General features: G+C 67.8%; 12 protein-coding genes and 2 pseudogenes. 9 read left to right on the forward strand and 5 right to left on the reverse strand.

The window, feature by feature from the left end; all coding sequences use genetic code 11:
• The first annotated feature begins 49 nt into the window (after positions 1-49).
• The gene (locus M0765_RS06880; RefSeq protein WP_258502746.1) at positions 50-670 is read left to right on the forward strand and encodes a TRAP transporter small permease subunit; all 621 of its coding nucleotides are present in this window, start codon (positions 50-52) and stop codon (positions 668-670) included.
• Positions 667-2,646: a TRAP transporter large permease gene (locus M0765_RS06885; protein WP_258502748.1), complete on the forward strand. Its 1,980-nt coding sequence runs from the start codon at positions 667-669 to the stop codon at positions 2,644-2,646. Before M0765_RS06880 ends, M0765_RS06885 begins: the two co-directional genes overlap by 4 nt.
• Positions 2,647-2,668: 22 nt before the next feature.
• On the opposite strand, the gene M0765_RS06890 is transcribed toward M0765_RS06885, so the two are convergent.
• The gene (locus tag M0765_RS06890; RefSeq protein WP_258502749.1) at positions 2,669-4,729 is read right to left on the reverse strand and encodes a PEP/pyruvate-binding domain-containing protein; all 2,061 of its coding nucleotides are present in this window, start codon (positions 4,727-4,729) and stop codon (positions 2,669-2,671) included.
• Positions 4,730-4,867: 138 nt separating this feature from the next.
• Here M0765_RS06890 and M0765_RS06895 point away from each other — a divergent pair, with 138 nt between their 5' ends.
• A complete protein-coding gene (locus M0765_RS06895) occupies positions 4,868-6,838 on the forward strand; it encodes a DUF6600 domain-containing protein (protein ID WP_258502750.1) in 1,971 nt (656 codons plus the stop codon).
• Positions 6,839-6,938: 100 nt separating this feature from the next.
• Positions 6,939-8,297 (forward strand): glutathione-disulfide reductase, encoded by a 1,359-nt coding sequence (gorA, locus tag M0765_RS06900; protein WP_258502751.1) that lies wholly within the window; start codon positions 6,939-6,941, stop codon positions 8,295-8,297.
• Here the strand turns inward: gorA and M0765_RS06905 are convergent.
• Complete coding sequence (locus tag M0765_RS06905; protein WP_258502752.1) at positions 8,294-9,205, reverse strand: ketopantoate reductase family protein; 912 nt, start codon at positions 9,203-9,205, stop codon at positions 8,294-8,296. The two genes, gorA and M0765_RS06905, sit on opposite strands and share 4 nt — an antisense overlap.
• 103 nt (positions 9,206-9,308) lie before the next feature.
• Between M0765_RS06905 and M0765_RS06910 the strand changes: the two genes are divergently transcribed.
• Together M0765_RS06910 and M0765_RS06915 are read left to right on the forward strand one after the other, a co-directional pair.
• On the forward strand, positions 9,309-10,826 hold the full coding sequence (locus M0765_RS06910) for an AMP nucleosidase (protein WP_258502753.1): 1,518 nt from the start codon (positions 9,309-9,311) through the stop codon (positions 10,824-10,826).
• Between the two features lie 99 nt (positions 10,827-10,925).
• On the forward strand, positions 10,926-11,936 hold the full coding sequence (locus M0765_RS06915; protein ID WP_258502755.1) for a Bug family tripartite tricarboxylate transporter substrate binding protein: 1,011 nt from the start codon (positions 10,926-10,928) through the stop codon (positions 11,934-11,936).
• A 22-nt stretch (positions 11,937-11,958) separates the two neighbouring features.
• Here M0765_RS06915 and M0765_RS06920 read toward each other — a convergent pair.
• Positions 11,959-12,671: pseudogene (locus tag M0765_RS06920) on the reverse strand (ArsR/SmtB family transcription factor).
• 110 nt (positions 12,672-12,781) lie between these two features.
• On the opposite strand from M0765_RS06920, the gene M0765_RS06925 reads away from it, so the two are divergent.
• A complete protein-coding gene (locus M0765_RS06925; protein WP_258502756.1) occupies positions 12,782-13,927 on the forward strand; it encodes a cytochrome P450 in 1,146 nt (381 codons plus the stop codon).
• Between the two features lie 39 nt (positions 13,928-13,966).
• On the opposite strand, the gene M0765_RS06930 is transcribed toward M0765_RS06925, so the two are convergent.
• Together M0765_RS06930 and M0765_RS06935 are read right to left on the reverse strand one after the other, a co-directional pair.
• Positions 13,967-14,926 (reverse strand): pyridoxamine 5'-phosphate oxidase family protein, encoded by a 960-nt coding sequence (locus tag M0765_RS06930; RefSeq protein ID WP_258502757.1) that lies wholly within the window; start codon positions 14,924-14,926, stop codon positions 13,967-13,969.
• Positions 14,923-15,588 (reverse strand): annotated as a pseudogene (locus M0765_RS06935) (glutathione S-transferase family protein). Before M0765_RS06935 ends, M0765_RS06930 begins: the two are co-directional and overlap by 4 nt.
• 111 nt (positions 15,589-15,699) lie before the next feature.
• Between M0765_RS06935 and M0765_RS06940 the strand changes: the two are divergent.
• Together M0765_RS06940 and M0765_RS06945 are read left to right on the forward strand one after the other, a co-directional pair.
• Complete coding sequence (locus M0765_RS06940; RefSeq protein ID WP_258502758.1) at positions 15,700-16,590, forward strand: LysR family transcriptional regulator; 891 nt, start codon at positions 15,700-15,702, stop codon at positions 16,588-16,590.
• Positions 16,591-16,673: 83 nt separating this feature from the next.
• Positions 16,674-17,621 (forward strand): ATP-binding cassette domain-containing protein, encoded by a 948-nt coding sequence (locus tag M0765_RS06945; protein ID WP_258502759.1) that lies wholly within the window; start codon positions 16,674-16,676, stop codon positions 17,619-17,621.
• Positions 17,622-17,623: the final 2 nt, after the last annotated feature.

Genomic DNA, 17,623 nt, shown 5'->3' on the forward strand with positions numbered 1-17,623 from the left:
TTTTCATGCCCGCCCATGCTGCGCCGGCCGCAGCGAGGAGTTCTTTTCGATGCAATCTTTCCTGTTGGCCGTCGATCGTTTCTCGACATGGATCGGCAAGACCTTCGCATGGTGCGCGCTGCTGCTCACGCTGCTCATCAGCTGGGAGGTGTTTTCGCGCTACGTGCTGAACCACCCGCATGCATGGGTGCTCGACGCGCAGATCATGCTGTACGGCGCCATGTTCATGACGGCCGGCGCGTACACGCTCTCCAAGAACGGCCACGTGCGCGGCGACGTGCTCTACGGCTTCTTTCGGCCCCGCACGCAGGCGCTGGTCGACCTGGTGCTGTACATCATCTTCTTCCTGCCCGGCATCGTCGCGCTGACCTGGGCGGGCTGGGTCTATGCAGGTGAATCGCTCGCCATCCGCGAGCAGACCTTCTCGGCCGAGCCGCTGCCGCTGTATCCCTTCAAGTACATCATTCCTCTCGCCGGGTTCACGCTGCTGTTGCAGGGCCTGGTCGAGATCATCCGCTGCGTGCAGTGCATCCGCGACGGCGCGTGGCCTTCGCGCGAGCAGGACGTGGAAGAGGTCGACGTCGAGAAGCTCAAGGAGATGGTCAACGTCAAGGACGAAGACATTGCCGCGCTCGACCGCGTGGTGGTTGCCAAGGAGGCCGCACGATGATCCGCCGCGAACTCTGGTTCGGCCTCTCGTTCATGGCGCTGATCGTGACCGGCGCGGCCGCGGTGCTCGTGAGCGCCGACACCATCACCAACGGCCACCTGGGCCTCCTGATGCTCTCGCTGGTGGTGGTGGCCATCATGCTGGGCTTTCCCACGGCGTTCACGCTGATGGGCATGGGCATGCTCTTCACCTGGCTGGCGTACGACCGCGACTGGCACCGCACGCTCGACCTGATGGTGCAGGCCGCCTACAAGACCATGGCCAACGACGTGCTCATTGCGGTGCCGCTGTTCGTCTTCATGGGCTACCTGGTGGAGCGCGCGAACCTCATCGAGTCGCTGTTCAAGAGCCTGCACCTGGCGCTTGCACGGCTGCCGGGTGCATTGGCGGTGGCCACGCTGGTCACCTGCACCATCTTTGCCACCGCCACCGGCATCGTGGGCGCGGTGGTCACGCTGATGGGCCTGCTGGCCCTGCCGGCCATGCTGCGCGCGGGCTACAGCGTGCCGCTGGCCGCGGGTGCCATCACCGCCGGCGGGTGCCTGGGCATCCTGATTCCGCCTTCGGTGCTGCTGATCGTCTATGGCGCCACGGCGGGCGTCTCGGTGGTGCAGCTGTATGCGGGCGCATTCTTTCCGGGGCTGATGCTCGCTTCGCTCTACGTGGTGTACGTGATCATCATCGCGCGGCTCAAGCCGCAATGGGCGCCGCCGCTGTCGCAGGCGGAGCGCGCGGTGCCGCTCACCCCGCTCTCGCAACGGCTGGCGGACAGCCCCGCTGCGCATGCGGTGGTCGGCCTGTTGAAAGGCCGGCGCAATGCGGACGTGCCGTTCTCGCACGTGCTGCGGCAGCTGGGTATCGTTGCCATGCCCGGCGTGATCTTTCTGCTGCTCGCCGGCTTCAGCTACAAGGCCGTGACCACCGTCGAGGCGCAGGCGCGCTACGAGATCGAGGAGATCGGCGCCACGCGCAGCGGCACCGCCGAGGGCTCGGGCGCTGGCGGATTGCAGGAGCCACCTTCCACCGGCGGGCTCCAGGAGCCGCCGGCCGCGGGCGGCTTACAAGAGCCGCCTTCCGGCGACACGCCTTCTGCTCCTTCCGCTTCAGGACCGCTCGCAGAACCGCCTGGCGCATCCAGCCCGCCGGCCGAAGCAGCCGCGGCGCAGCCGCCCGCCGCAGGCACAGCCGCCGTTGCCCCGGCGGCAGAGGGCGCATCGGTGCGCCCCGCGCCCACTTGGTGGTGGGTCACCTTTGCCATCTTCGGCGCGTTGGTCACGCTGTTCTACCTGTTCCTGAGCTTTGCGCGGCTCGAGATCTTCAAGATGCTGCTGGCCTCGTTTTTCCCGCTGGTGCTGCTGATCCTGTCGGTGCTCGGCTCGATCGTGCTGGGCTTGGCAACGCCCACCGAGGCGGCGGCCATGGGTGCGCTCGGCGGCATGCTGCTGGCGGCGGCCTACCGGCGGCTCAACCTGTCGGTGCTGAAGGAATCGGTGTTTCTCACGGCCAAGACCTCGGCCATGGTGTGCTGGCTCTTCGTGGGCTCGGCCATCTTCTCGGCGGCGTTCGCGCTGCTCGGCGGGCAGGCGTTGGTGGAAGAGTGGGTGCTGGGCATGAACCTCACGAAGGTGCAGTTCCTGGTGCTGAGCCAGGTGATCATCTTCCTGCTGGGCTGGCCCTTGAAGTGGACCGAGATCATCGTGATCTTCATGCCCATCTTCATTCCGCTGCTCGACAACTTCGGCGTTGACCCGCTGTTCTTCGGCCTGCTGGTTGCAATGAACCTGCAGACGGCGTTCCTGAGCCCACCGGTGGCGATGGCGGCGTTCTACCTGAAGGGCGTGAGCCCGCCGCACGTGACGCTGAACCAGATCTTCCTGGGCATGCTGCCCTTCATGGGCATCCAGGTGCTGGCCATCGTGCTGCTGTACATCTGGCCGCAGATCGGGCTCTGGCTGCCGCAGCTGCTCTACAAATAAGCGGCAGGGCGGCGCGCGAACTTCAGCGGCGCCGCTCTACATAGGGGCGCGCCTGCAGCAGCACAATGCGGTCGCCCACGGTGGCCCATTCGATGTCCTGGTCGACGCCGCCGAACGCGCGCTTCACCGCGGCGCCTACGCCTGCGAGGCGCACCACCAGCTCGTCCGTCAGCACGGTGCGGCCGGCTTCCACCGGCACTTCCTTCACGCCGCCGTCCTTGTCGAGCTGCAGGGCCGTTTCTTCGGCCGAGCGGCTCAGCACCTGGATGGCCTTGGACCAGCTCGAATACATGACCTGCTCCGCCACACGCTTGCCTTCGACCACGCGGATGCCGATGCCGCGCTTGGCCGAGATGTAGGTGACGTGCGGATGCCCGGCGTCGAAGGGGTCGCGCGTGATCATCACGCCGGCGTTGGTCGAATCGATGGCGGCCTGCACGAACACCCCCATCAGCACCGACTCGGCGCCAAAGCCCGCGGCACTGCGCGCCTCCCAGGCCTCGGGGTTGAACACCGAAGCCCACACCTTTTTCACCGCGAGCTCGAGCGCATCGCCGGTCTTGACGTTGGGCACCGTGCTGTAGAGCCCCGCGCCGCTGAAGCCGGGCAGGTCTTCCGAATTGGACGAACTGCGCACGAACACGCCGCCGCCGCCAAGCTGCGACTGCCAAGCGGCACGCCACGCCGCCGCGGTGGCCGCATCGACCGGCCACTGCACGATCTCATCGCGCAACTGCGCCAGCGCCTTCTGCCGGACCTGCGGGTCGCTTGCAAACCCGGGTTGCTGCTGCATGCGCGCGATGCGGCCGGCCAGGTCGTTGGCGCGCATGAAGCGGTCGTAGTGCGCAAAGGGAATGCAAAAGCCGTCGGGCACCGTGGTCTGAGGAATGCGCGCGGCCAGCACGGCCCCGAGGTTGGCCGCCTTGGAGCCGCACTGCGCGCTGTTGCGCGCACGCAGCGACGCGAGCGGCAGCAGGCGGGTTTCGCGCAGGTCGGGCCTGGCGGCTTTCGCACCGCCCGGCACCACGCCGATGGCCGCGGTGCGCACGTTGCGCGGCGGCAGCGCCGCAATCTCCTCGGGCGTGAGGCGGCGCAGCTGGTAGCCCGAGGCCGCGACCTTGAGCGCCACCCATTGGCCCGCATGCTCGCGCAACACAGCTGCGGCATCGCGCACATAGGCGTTGGGAATGCCCCAGCCCTTGGCCAGCAGGTTGACGTGCGACAGCGCAGTAGAGGGCCGCTCGGTCAGCACGCCGGCCACGGGCGGCAGGCTGATCGGCACCTGGCGCAACACGGCAATGTCGTCGGGCAGCAGCGCATTCAGCACGTTCGCGCCCGAAGCCTCGTCCACGATGCGCACCCGGCCGGTGGCCGTGCCGAGGTTCATCGGCATGTAGGGCTGCTCGCGGATCAGCGCTTCCTGGCTCACGAAGTCGACGCCCGTTTCCTTCGCAACCCGCTCGTGCAGCGTGGAGTTGGTCTTGAACTTCACGGGTGCGAAAAAGCTGGCCTTCACCTGCGCATCGGCCTGCCGCAGCAGCGCCGGCGTGAGCTGGTCGCCCTCCCAGAATTCGTAGGTGAAGGTGCCGATGTTCTGCTGCCAGCTCAGCGTGCCGAACAGGAAGCGGCGGTCCGGCGCAAGGTAGTTGCGGTCGATTTCGCGCTTGCCGGCGCGCGGCGAAAGCCCCGTATCGCGCACGAAGCGCACGTGCAGCTGAAAGCGCGGCGTGTCGATGTAGTAGGTGCGCACCGGTTTGGCCTGGCGATCGACGGCGAAGAGCACGTGGGCCAGTTGCATCGGCGTGCCGGCGTCGTAAACGCGCGCCAGGGCGTCGAAGTCGCCCCGGCTGCGAAGCATGGACAGCGACGCGGGCGCTGCGGGGCGGGTGGCCGCGGCCCCAGGAGCCGCGTTGCTGCTGTTCTGCTGCTGGTAATAAGAGGGCTTGCGCGCCAGCTGGGCCTCGGCACGTGGCGCCGCGAGGAAGATCGCCGCACCGAAGCCGAGCGCCATCATTCCCCACGATTTGCTATGGTTCCGGTAGCGCACTTTGCCCCGTGCACCTGGGCTGTTGTCGTTTTTCATGCAGAGTCCCTCATTACAAGCAGTTGCCGAATGTGCGTGCGCTTCACCAAGCAGGGGGCATGCGCTGACAGCGGCAGCGGATTCTCGCGCGTTACATGTGCATCGCTTTCATCCGGTCCCGCGAACCAGAGACAAACCATGAACCGCACCGCCTTTTCCCCTCTTCACCGGCCGCTGCATCGATGGCTGCTCGGCCTCGCGCTGCTGTGCCTTGGCGCGGCGGCCGGCGCGCAGCAAGACCCGCCGGGCCGCGTGGCGCGCCTGAACCTGCAGCAAGGCACGGTGAGCTTTGCGCCGGCCGGCGAAGACAGCTGGTACGACGCGCAACCCAACCGCCCCATCACCAGCGGCGACCGGCTCTGGACCGACCGCAATGCGCGCGCCGAGGTTCACATCGGCTCGGCGGCGCTGCGGATGGACGGGCAGACGCATGTTGAATTTTCCGAGCTCGACGACGACACCGTGCGCATCACCGCGAACCAGGGCAACCTGCAATTGCGCGTGCGAGATGACCTTTCGGGCCAACGCGTCGAGGTGGACACAGGCAACCTCGCCGTGGTGATCGACGCCCCCGGCGAATACCGCATTGCCGCCGACCCGTCCGCCGGCACCACCTGGGTTGCGGTGGCCTCCGGCCGAGCGACGCTCCATGGTGAAAACGGCCAGTCGCAAACCCTGGGCGCGCGGCAGCAACTCACCGTGTCCGGCCGCGACCTTGCCGCGGTGAACAGCTTTCCGCCGCAGAACGGCAGCTTCGACGCGTGGGTGGCCGAGCGCAACCGCATCGAGGACCAGTCCGTCTCCGCGCGCTACGTGTCGCGCGAGGTGGTCGGCTACCAGCAGCTCGACAACTACGGCGACTGGCAGAACGACCCCTCCTACGGCGCCGTCTGGTTCCCGCGCAACGTGGACGCCGACTGGGCGCCCTACCGCGACGGCCAGTGGGTGAACGTGGCCCCCTGGGGCCTGACCTGGGTCGATGCCGCGCCCTGGGGCTTTGCGCCATTCCACTATGGCCGCTGGGCCCGCGTGGGTCCGCGCTGGGCCTGGGTGCCGGGGCAGGCCACCGCACGGCCCGTGTATTCGCCCGCACTGGTCGGCTTTGTGGGCGGCGGCAGCGGCGGCGTGAATGCCACCTTGCAGATCGGCGACGGCCGCAGCGGCGTGGGCTGGTTCCCGCTCGCGCCCGGTGAACAATGGCGGCCCGCCTACAGCGCGAGCCCCCGCTACATCGATCGCGTCAACCGCATGGCCGCCTACCGAAACCGCCAGGCCGAGATGCGCAACGACTTCTATGCCAACCAGCGGATGCCGGGCGCGGTGACCGTGGTGCCGGCCGACCGCTTCGGCCGTGGCCCTTTCGGCCGGCGCGACCTGGTGCGCTTGCCCGATGACCGCTTTGCGCGCGTGCCGGTTGCGCCCGCTCCGGGCATTCCGATGCACGGCTTTGGCGGCGGCTATGGCCGGCCCGCCGCGATGCAGCCGCCGCCGCAGCTGCGGGCTCGCCAGCAGCAGGAGTTCCAGTACGAGCAGGCGCGGCAAGTCCAGCAGATGCAGCAGGCGCAGAACATCCAGGCCATGCAGCAGCGCGCCGCGCAACAGCAGGCGGCACAGCAACAACAGCAGCAGCAAATGGAATGGCAGCGGCAGCAAGGCCAGCGCCAGCAGCAGGAGTGGCAGCAGCGCGCCAACCAGAACCAATGGCAGCAACAGCAGCATCAACAACAGCTCCAACTCCAGCAGCAGCAACAGGCGCAGCGGCAACAGCAGGAACTGCAGCAGCGCGCCGCCCAGGCCCAAGCGCAGCAGATGCAGCTGCAACAACAGCAGCAACGCGCCGCGCAGCAGGCGCTGGCCCAGCAGCAGATGATTCGCCAGCAGCAGGAGACGCAACAGCGCGCCGCGCAAATGCAGCAGCAAGCGCTCGCCCAGCAGCAGGCTCAGCAGAACGCCATGCGGCAGGCCCAGGAAGCGCAGGTGCGCGCAATGCAGCAGCAACGCGGCTTTGCGCCGCCGCCCCAGCAAGCCCAGCCCCAGCCTCCACCCGGCCAGCGGGGCGGTGACGACCGGCGCAGGCTGATGACCTCGCCGGACTCGCAGCAGCGCTGAACGCCGAGCGCGCGGGGGTAGCGCATCGCCCCGCGCAAGACCCGCGAATACCGGTGCTTCCCGCCGGCGGCTAAAGTCGCCGGCAAGGAGCACCCTTCACATGCGCACATTCGACTTCGACCTTTTCGTCATCGGCGGCGGCAGCGGCGGCGTACGGGCAGCGCGCATGGCGGCGCAGCACGGCGCGCGCGTGGGCCTGGCCGAAGCGGCGGACCTTGGCGGCACCTGCGTCAACGTGGGCTGCATTCCCAAAAAACTCTACAGCTACGCGGCCGGCTACGCCGAATCGTTCGAGGAAGCGGCGGGCTACGGGTGGAAGCTGCCCGAGGCACCGCAGTTCGACTGGGGCCAGCTCAAGGCCCAGCGCGCCAAGGAGATCGAGCGTCTCAACGGCGTGTATGCCTCGCTGCTGAAAAACTCGGGCGTCAGGCTGATCACGGGCTGGGCGCAGCTGGTCGACGGCCACACGGTGGAAGTCGACGGCCAGCGCCACACCGCGCGCCACCTGCTCGTTGCCACCGGCGGCACGCCCTTCGTGCCCGAGATTCCGGGGCGCGAGCACATCGCCACCTCGGACGCGATGTTCAACCTCGACCCGTTTCCCAAGCGCCTGCTGGTGGTGGGCGGCGGCTACATCGCCTGCGAGTTCGCATCCATCTTCAACGGCCTGGGCGCCAAGGTGACGCAGCTGCATCGCCGCGCGCACCTGCTCACCGGCTTCGATGACGACGTGCGGCAGTTCGTCGCACACGAAATGGGCAAGGCCGGCATCGACGTGCGGCTCAACGTCGAGGCAGCGTCGATTGCGCGCGGCCCGGGCGGGCTGGTCGTCACCCTGGCGCGCGGCCAGCAGGTCGAGGCCGACGCGGTGCTCTTTGCCACCGGCCGGGTGCCCAACACCCAAGGGCTCGGCCTGGAGGCGGCGGGCGTTGCGCTCGACAAGCGCGGCGCGATCGCGGTCGATGCGAACTACCGCAGCTCGGTACCGTCGATCTACGCGGTGGGCGACGTTTCCACCCGCGTGCACCTCACGCCGGTCGCGCTGGCCGAAGCCATGGTGGTGGTCGATGCCTTGTTCGGCCAGGGCAAGCGCAAGCTCGAGTACGAATACATTCCCACCGCGGTTTTCACGCACCCGAACATCGGCACCTGCGGCTACACCGAGATCGATGCGCGCGCCAGGTTCGGCGAGGTGACGGTGTTCTCGAGCGAGTTCAAGTCGCTGCGCCACACGCTCTCCGGCCGCAGCGAGCGCACCTTCATGAAGCTGGTGGTGCACAAGGCGACCGACCGCGTGGTCGGCCTGCACATGGTGGGCGCCGACGCGGGCGAAATTGTGCAAGGCTTCGCGGTGGCCATGCGCGCGGGCGCCACCAAGGCGCTGTTCGACAGCACCGTGGGCATCCACCCCACGGCGGCCGAAGAGTTCGTGACCATGCGCGAACCGATGCCGGGCTAGACGCCTGCCTTCTGCTGCTGCTTGCCTTCGAGCAGCTTCACCAGCACCAGTAGTACGCGGTTCGCCGGCGTGGGCACGCCGAGCGCCTTGCCGCGCCGCACCACAAGGCCGTTGAGATGGTCGATTTCGCTCGGCTTGCCGCGCGCAAGGTCCTGTGCGGTCGATGAATATTGCGAGGGCATCGACTGCACGATGCCGCGCACGGCGGCGCCGGTATCGCCGGGTATGACGATGCCTTCGGCCTTGGCAACGGCAAGGCATTCATCGACCACATCGCGAATGACATCGTCCACGCCCTGGCCTTTTGCGAGTTCGCCGTACGGCAGTTGGGTGATGGCCGAGAGCGCGTTGTACGCGCAGTTCAACACCAGCTTGGCCCAGAGCGCGCCGCGCACGTTGCCGGAAATCTGCGTCGGTACGCCGGCGGCTGCAAGATGCTGCGCCACCTGCTCGCTGGCGCGCGAAGGCGCAATCACCAGCTCGCCGCGGCCATGGTGCTTCACATGGCCCGGCCCCGCCATCTCGGTGGCCACGTAGACCACCGCGGCGGCCACCTCGTGGCGCGGCAGCACCGAGCGCACGCGCTCGTCGTTGTCGACACCGTTCTGCAGCGTGAGCACCAGCGCATCGGCCGCAAGATGCGGCTCGATCTGGGCCGCGGCCAGCTCGGTGTCGGTGGACTTCACGCAGAACAGCACCAGGCCGGCGCCCTGCACCGCGCTGGCTTCGGTGCTCGCGTCGAGCCTCACATGCTCCTCGAAAGCCTTGGTTTCCAGCCGCAGCCCATTGGCGCGAACGGCCTCCACGTGCGATGGCCGACCGATCAGCACCACCTCGTGGCCTGCGCGCGCCAGCATGGCGCCGTAGTAGCAGCCGACCGCGCCGGCGCCCATCACTGCGACCTTCATTACTTCACCTTTCGGGATGTCTGTGGAGATCGGCCGAGAGTAATCGCTTCGTTTGCCCTTTGTCGCCAGGGCCCTGCGCGCACGGACATTGCACAATGCCGTCATGCCCCACATGCCCACTTTCGTTGCTCCCGCCCGCTTCAACGACGCCACTGCGGCGCTGGACCAGGTCAAGTCCATCTACCAGGGCGGCCTTGCGCACCTGAGGGAATCGATGCTGCGCTTCGTCGCCGGCGAGGCATTGCCCGGACGCGTACGCGCCTGCTACCCCTTTGTGCGGGTGCACACCCACACCGTGTCGCGCCACACGCCGCCGGCTAATGCCGGCCTGAGCTACGGCTTTGTCGCGGGGCCCGGCCGTTACGAGACCACGCTGACGCGGCCCGATCTCTTTTCGCGCTATTACCTCGACCAGTTCCGGCTGCTGCTCGAAAACCACCAGGTCGAGATCGAAGTCGGCACCAGCACACAGCCGATTCCGATCCATTTCTCTTTTGCCGAGAACGACCATATCGAAGGCACGATGAGCGACGAGCGGCGCGCCCTGATGCGCGACGTGTTCGACCTGCCCGACCTGGGCGTGATGGACGACGGCATTGCCAACGGCACCTACGAAGCGCAGGCCGGCGAGGCGCAGCCGCTGTCGCTCTTCACTGCCGCGCGAGTGGACTATTCGCTGCACCGCCTGCGGCACTACACAGGCACGGCGCCCGAGTGGTTCCAGAATTTCGTGCTGTTCACCAACTACCAGTTCTACATCGACGAGTTCGTGCGGCTGGGCCACGAAGCCATGGCCGACGAGAAGAGCGAGTACATCGCCTTCATCGAGCCCGGCAATGTGATCACTCGCCGCCGCGGCCTGCCTGCGGGTGCGAGCACCAACTTTGGCACGCTGCTCGACGGCACCCAAGGCACCGCGCCGCCGCGGCTGCCGCAAATGCCGGCCTACCACTTGGTGCGCGAGGACTGCAGCGGCATCAGCATGGTGAACATCGGCGTCGGCCCGGCCAATGCCAAGACCATTACCGACCACATCGCCGTGCTGCGCCCTCATGCCTGGATGATGCTGGGCCACTGCGCGGGCCTGCGCAATGCGCAGCAGCTCGGCGACTACGTGCTGGCCCACGCCTACGTGCGCGAAGACCACGTGCTCGACGAAGAGTTGCCGCTGTGGGTGCCGATTCCGGCCCTCTCTGAAATCCAGCTCGCGCTGGAAAAAGCCGTGGCCGACGTCACGCGCTACACCGGGCCCGACCTGAAGAAGATCATGCGCACCGGCACGGTGGCGAGCACCGACAACCGCAACTGGGAGCTGCTGCCGGGCAACCAGCCGCAGCGCCGCTTCAGCCAGAGCCGCGCGGTGGCGCTGGACATGGAAAGCGCCACCATTGCCGCCAACGGCTTCCGTTTTCGGGTGCCCTACGGCACGCTGTTGTGCGTGAGCGACAAACCGCTGCACGGCGAGATCAAGCTGCCGGGCATGGCCAACCACTTCTACCGTGAGCGGGTGGAGCAGCACCTTCGCATCGGTATGCGGGCCATCGACATCCTTCGGGAACAGGGGTCGACCCGGCTGCACAGCCGCAAGCTCCGAAGCTTCGCCGAGGTCGCTTTTCAGTAATATTTAACACTCATTAGGGTTTTTACCTACTTCGACAGGTAGGTGACAGACTCATTTCGCGGACATCATTGGTTACTTCTGCCAACAAATGGAAACGAAATGCCTAGTTCGTCGCCCGCGAGCCTTTCTCGCCGCAACTTCAATGCATGGATGGCGAGCGCAGCCGCGGTTGCGGGCGCCGGCCACGCCGCGCTGTGGTCCCGCCCGGCGCGTGCCGCCGAGCCGCAGCTCATTTCCAAGCTGCGCATCGTCATTCCGGCCAACGAAGGCGGCGGCTGGGACCAGACCGGCCGCGCACTTGGTGCTGCGCTGGTCGCCTCTGGCGCTGCGGGCGAAGTGATTTATGAAAACATCGGCGGCAAGGGCGGCACCATCGGGCTGGCCAAGTACGTCGAGAAATACGATGCCGACCCCGACACCCTGCTGATGAGCGGCATGGTCATGGTCGGCGCAGTCGCGCTGCAGAAGCCGCCCGTCACCATGGCACAGGTCGCGCCCGTGGCGCGCCTCACCAGCGACTACGAAGTGGTGGCGGTCAAGGCCGATTCGCCCATCAAGACGCCCAAGGACCTGATCGCACAACTGCGCGCCGATGCGGCCAAGACCATCATCGCCGGCGGTTCGGCCGGCGGCGTGGACCACATGTACGCCGGCATGCTGGCGCGCGTGGCCGGCAACACCGCGGGCCTGGTCTACCAGCCGTACCCGGGCGGCGCGCAAGTGGTCGAGGCGCTCATCACCGGCAAGGCGGTGGCGGGCATCTCGGGCTTCAGCGAATTCAGCGAGGGCCTCTCGAGCGGCAAGCTGCGCGCGATTGGCGTGTCGTCGAAGCGGCCGTTCCTCGGCATTCCATCGGTGCGCGAGCAGGGCGTGGACGCCGACCTGGCCAACTGGCGCGGCGTGCTCACCGGCAAGAAGGTGCCGCCGGACCGCAAGGCCGTGCTGCTCGAAGCCGTGCACCGCGCCACCACCGCCGACATCTGGAACAAGACCATCAAGCGCAACAACTGGGATTCGTTCTGGATGGCCGGCAAGGACTTCGAGAGCTTCCTCGAACTGGACCTGGCCATGGCCGGGCCGATGATCTATTTGCTCAAGCTGAAGGCCTGAGCAGGCGCTTCGGGCAAAGAGTTCAGGCAAAGAGCTCCGGCAGTTCGCGCAGCGCCTTGGGCGTGAGCGCCAGCTCACGGCCGTCGAGTGCCTGGCGCACCCAGCCGCGGCGCAGCGACAACTGGAGCCATGCCGCGCCGAGCGCACCGCCCAGGTGCGGGCGGCGCTCGCTCCAGTCGAGGCAGGCGCAGGCAAAGCGCCGCCGCGATCGGCGCACGGCATCGATCTCGACACCCAGGCTCTCCAGCGCCACCGCGCCTTCGGGCGTGAGTTCGTACGAACCGCTCTGCAGCCCGCTGAGCCAGCCCTGCGCATGCAATCGGTCGTGCAGCGCCACGCCGGCGGTGCCGGCCATGTGGTCGTAGCAGGTGCGCGCGGTGCGCAGCCGGCTCGGCGTGCTCGGCTCGAACGCAGCCGTGCGCGGCGTGCCCGCGACGACCATGAGGCTTTCGAGTGCCGCGGCCACGTTGTCGTCGGCCAGGCGAAAGTAGCGGTGCTTGCCTTGCACCAGCAGTTCGACCAGCCGCTCTTCCTTCAGCCGCGCCAAGTGCGCGCTGGCCGTGGATGCGGCCACTTCGGCGACCGCAGCCAGCTCGGTCGCGGTGCGCGCATGGCCGTCCATCAGGCAGCTCAGCATGCGCGCGCGCCCGGTTCTGCAATGGCGCCGGCCAACCGGGCGAGTTGGACATCCGCGTTTTCGGACACGGCCGGGTGCGGCGCTGAAGTAGTGCTCATCCCTTCATCGTAAGGCGCCTGTGCAACCGACACTTCGCTCGCGGGCGAAGTGTGCCGGCGGCTGCAGTTGCACACTGCGCGGCATGAATTCGAGCTTTTCTCTCCCAGCCATGCCCGCCGACCCGGTCGCAGCCGTCACGTACGCCGATCCCTATCCCTTCTATGAAACCCTGCGTGCCGGACCATCGCTCGCGTGGAACGAAAGCCTGCGCCTGTGGGTTGCGAGCCGCGCCGAAGTCATCGAAGCGCTGCTGCTCGCACCGGGCGCCTTGCGGGTGCGCCCGGTTGCAGAACCGGTGCCGCGCGTGATTGCCGGCAGCCCGGCGGGCGAGGTGTTCGGCCACCTGGTGCGGATGAACGACGGTCCGGCGCATGCCGCGCACAAGCCGGCATTGCAGCGCGCGCTGGCCGGGCTGGATCTGAACGCCGCGCATGCCGCCGCGCTGCAGGTCGCACGGCAAGTGCCCGAGGAGCAATCGCTGTCGGACACCTTGTTTGCCATGCCCATCCAGGCGGTCGCCCACCTGCTCGGCTTTGCGCCCGAGGCATTGCCGCAGGTCGAGCTGTGGATGCGTGACTTTGTCGCGTGCCTCTCGCCGCTGTCGACCGAGCCGCAACTGCGGCGCGCCAGCAGCGCAGCCGACGCTCTGATGACCCGCTTCGAGGCCTTGGCCGCGGGCACGCCGCCGCGGCACGGCACGCTGCTTGCGGCCGTGCTTGCGGACAGCGCGGTAGGTGCTCCGCTCTCGCGCGCCCTGCTCGCCAACCTGGTCGGGCTGCTGTCGCAGACCTGCGACGCGACGGCGGGCCTCTTGGGCAACAGCCTCGTCGCCCTGCTGGGAGAGCCCGCGTTGCGCGCTATCGCACGCACACGCGACGGCCTGCATGCCATCGTCGAGGAGACGGCGCGGCACGACCCTTCTGTGCAAAACACACGGCGTTTCGTGGCGCAGCCCGTCACCATCTCGGGCGTGCCGCTGGAGGCGGGGGACGCGGTGCTGCTGGTGCTGGCGTCGGCCAACCGGGATCCGGCTTTCAATGCGGAGCCCGACCGCTTCATGCCGGTTCGCGCGCAGCGGCGCATGCTGGGCTTCGGACATGGGGTACACGCCTGCCCTGGCCAGGCGCTGGCGTGCACGCTGGCGGCCGCCGGCCTCGAGGCGCTCCTTGCGCGAAGCCTCGACCTCGACGCACTGCGCGAGCGGGGCTGGCACTACAGGCCTTCGGCCAACGCACGCATTCCGTTCTTCGTCTGAAGCGAGAAGCCCTTTTCGAGCCGCCGGGGACGGATGGCGTCAGCCCACCCAGTGGCCCATGCGGGCCAGGTGCGGCGACACTTCCGCGCCGCCCCACCGCAGCGGCAGCGCACCCGGACGCCGCAACACCTGCTCCACACGCAGGCGCAGCAGACGCTCGGCGCCTTCGAAAGCAGCGACCTCAGGGCCATCCCATACGATCTCGGCAGTGGCTGTCAGGTGCAGCAGGTCGCCGCTTTCGAAATCGATGAACAGCAGCCCCGCTCGCGGGTGGACCGACAGGTTGCCCAGCGTATTGAAGAAGCGGTTGCCGGTGAAGTCGGGCACGGTGAGCACGCCGTCCTCGCCGACTCGCACGAAGCCCGGCAGCCCGCCGCGATGCGACACGTCGACACCCTGCGCCGCCGGGTCGGCCTCGTCGCCGTCTGCCGCATGCTGCGGAAACGCGGAGGCGATGAAGAAGGTGTCGGCACGTGCGATGAGTGCGCGCGCCGCATCGTCGAGGCCATCGAGCCGCTGCGCCGGCGCGGCCGCCTGGCCCGCTGCGAACAACGGCTCGCGCGCCTGGATGTACTTGGGGCAATTACCGAAGCTCTGCTGCACCTCCACCATGAAGCCGGCGGCATCGATCGCCTCGACATTGCCGTTCATGCGATTGCGCCGGCGCGTGTGCGGCTGAATCCCGAGCAGGCCCAGCGATGCGCCTTGCACCAGCTGCGCGGCCAGCGGATCGTCCGCCATCGGCAATGCGTCGATGCGCAAGTGCGTCGGGTCCGGCGAATGCGCGAAGCCGGGCGGAGCCGCCAGCACGCTGGCCCAGGGCTGCAGCTGTGCATCCATGCTGCCGACGACGAGGAACGGCAGTTGCGCGAAGAAGTCGCGATGCTGATCGGGCATGAAGTCGCGAATCACGCGCGAGCCGGCCGCGGCCATGACCTCGCGCGAACCCGCCAGCGTTTGCAGCGCGCGCTCGCCGGCGTGGAACGGCGCGGCGATCATGCGGCCGCCGCAAGCCCGATGGGCGTACGCACCATGGGCACGAAACCTGGCAGCGCCTCGATGCGTTCGAGCCAGCCGCGCAGCTGCGGATACGGTTCGAGCGACACGCTGCCCTCGGGCGCGTGCGCCACGTAGGCATAGTTCGAGAGGTCCGCCAGCGTGACCGACGGGCCTGCGAGAAAAGCCTCGCGCTGCAGGTGCGTTTCCATGACCGACAGCAGCACGTGCGAGCGCGACACCGTTTCGGTCGGATCCGCGGGCAGGCCGAACAGCGCCATGACCCGGGGCCGCCGCCGGCCCATACGCCAGCGGACCCGCGGCCACCGAGAACCAGCGCTGCACGCGCGCAGCGCCGACCGGATCCCGCGGCATCCAGCGCGCCGGATCGGCGGCATAGCGCTCGTTCAGGTACACCAGGATCGCGTTCGAATCGGCCAGTGTGATCTCGCCGTCCTCGATCACGGGAACCTGGCCGAACGGATTGCGCGCAAGGAATTCCGGCGTGCGCGTGGCCTTTTGCGAAGGTCGAGATCAATGACTTCGACAGGGAGCCCGAGCATCGAGAGAAACAGCCGCACACGGTGCACGTGGCCCGAGATCGGCGTGCCATAGAGCTTGATGGGCTGTGCGGGAAGACGGGCGGCGGCTGTGCTTGCGTTCATGGAGTTTCCTTCGATGGCTGTTGGATGCCTGCATTCTTTTCTAATCCAATAAATGAATGAATAGCCTTTGAAGGATTTCACTGCTGCGTTTTTCGGTTTAATAATCGCGCCATGGACCGCTTCAAAGCCATGCAGACCTTCGTGGAGATTGCCGAGCAGGGCAGCCTCACCCGTGCCGCCGATTCGCTGGGCAGCTCGCTGCCCGCGGTGGTGCGCTCACTGGCCGCGCTCGAGGCGCACCTGGGCGTGCGGCTCTTTCACCGCACCACGCGCCGCCTGTCGCTCACCGAAGAGGGCCGCCACTACCTGGCCAGTGCGCGCGATGTGCTGCTTGCAGCCGATGCGGCCGACCTTGCGCTCAAGGCCGAGGCTCACGAGCCCGCCGGCCAGCTCACCATTACCGCCCCCGTGCTCTTCGGCCACATGTACGTGGCGCCCGCCATCACACGCTTCATGAAGCGCTACGACAAGGTGCACTGCAGCGTGCTGCTGTACGACCGCACGGTGAACCTGCTGGAAGAGAACATCGACATCGGCATCCGCATCAGCCCGCTGGAGGATTCGTCGCTTGTGGCCCAGACGCTCGGCACCATCCGGCGCGTGGTGGCTGCTAGCCCCGACTTTCTCGCGCAGCACGGCACGCCGCGGCATCCGCGCGACCTGGCCGGCGCTCCGTGCGTGCGCGGCCGCATCGGCGCGTCGCCGCAATGGCAGTTCCACGAACGCGGCAAGACACTGAACGTGACGCTGAGCAACCGCCTCGAGTTCAATCACCTCGCGCCCGCTGTGGAGGCCTGCGCCGCGGGCATGGGCTTTGGCTCTTTCTTTTCTTACCAGGTGCTGCCGTACGTGGCGCAAGGGCGGCTGGCGCTGGTGCTCGAAGACTACGAACCGCCGCCGCGGCCGGTGAGCGTGATTTACCCGAGCGCGCGCCTGCTGCCGGCCCGCACGCGGGCTTTCATCGACTGGATGAAGACCGAGTTCAGCGGGTTACGGATGTAGAGCGCGGCGCCGGTTGCTCCGAACTCGGCGGGCCTGACCATCGGATGAAGCGATGGCGGCAGGTTTCGCGGAGCTGGGCCAGAATGGCCGACGTGCAATCCTCCTCTTCCACACCCCTCTTCCGCGCCAGCCATCTCCTCAAGCGCTATGGCAGCACCACGGTCGTCGACGACCTGTCATTCGAGATCGCGCCCGGCGAGTGCCTTGGCGTGATCGGCCCGAACGGCGCGGGCAAGACCACCACCATCCGCATGTGCCTGGGCCTGACCACGCCCGACGGCGGCGAGATCTCGGCGCTCGGTTTGCAGATGCCGCGCGACGCGCTGGCCATCAAGGCGCAGCTCGGCGTGGTCTCGCAGTTCGACACGCTCGACCCTGATTTCAGCTGCGCCGAGAACCTGGTGGTGTACGGCCGCTACTTCGGTTTCAGCAAGGCGCAGGTGCGCGAGCGCGTGCCGCAGCTGCTGGAGTTTGCGGCGCTTTCGCACAAGGCCGACGCAAAGCCCGGCGAACTGTCGGGCGGCATGCGGCGGCGCCTTTCGCTGGCGCGCGCGCTGGTGAACGACCCGAGGCTGCTGCTGCTCGACGAGCCCACCACCGGGCTCGACCCGCAGGCCCGCCACCTGATGTGGGAACGGCTGCAGGTGCTGCTGCAGCAGGGCAAGTCGATCCTGCTGACCACGCACTTCATGGACGAGGCCGAGCGCTTGTGCTCCCGACTGCTGGTGCTCGACCATGGCCGCAAGATTGCCGAAGGACGCCCGCGCGACCTGATTGCCGAGCACCTGGAGCCCGACGTGGTCGAGGTGTACGGCAACGGCGCGCTCTCGCTCGCCGAGTCGCCCGAACTCAAGGCGCTGGCAGCGCGTGTGGAGGTGAGCGGCGAGACCGTGTTCTTCTACACGCAAGACGCGCGGCGCCTGCTCGATGCGCTGACACACCACGGCCGGCTGCGCACCTTTCATCGGCCAGCGAACCTCGAAGACCTTTTTCTCAAGCTCACCGGCCGGCAGATTCGCGAGGAGGGCTAGCC

Origin of the sequence: Variovorax sp. S12S4, from assembly GCF_023195515.1 — a bacterium.
Lineage (GTDB): Bacteria > Pseudomonadota > Gammaproteobacteria > Burkholderiales > Burkholderiaceae_C > Variovorax.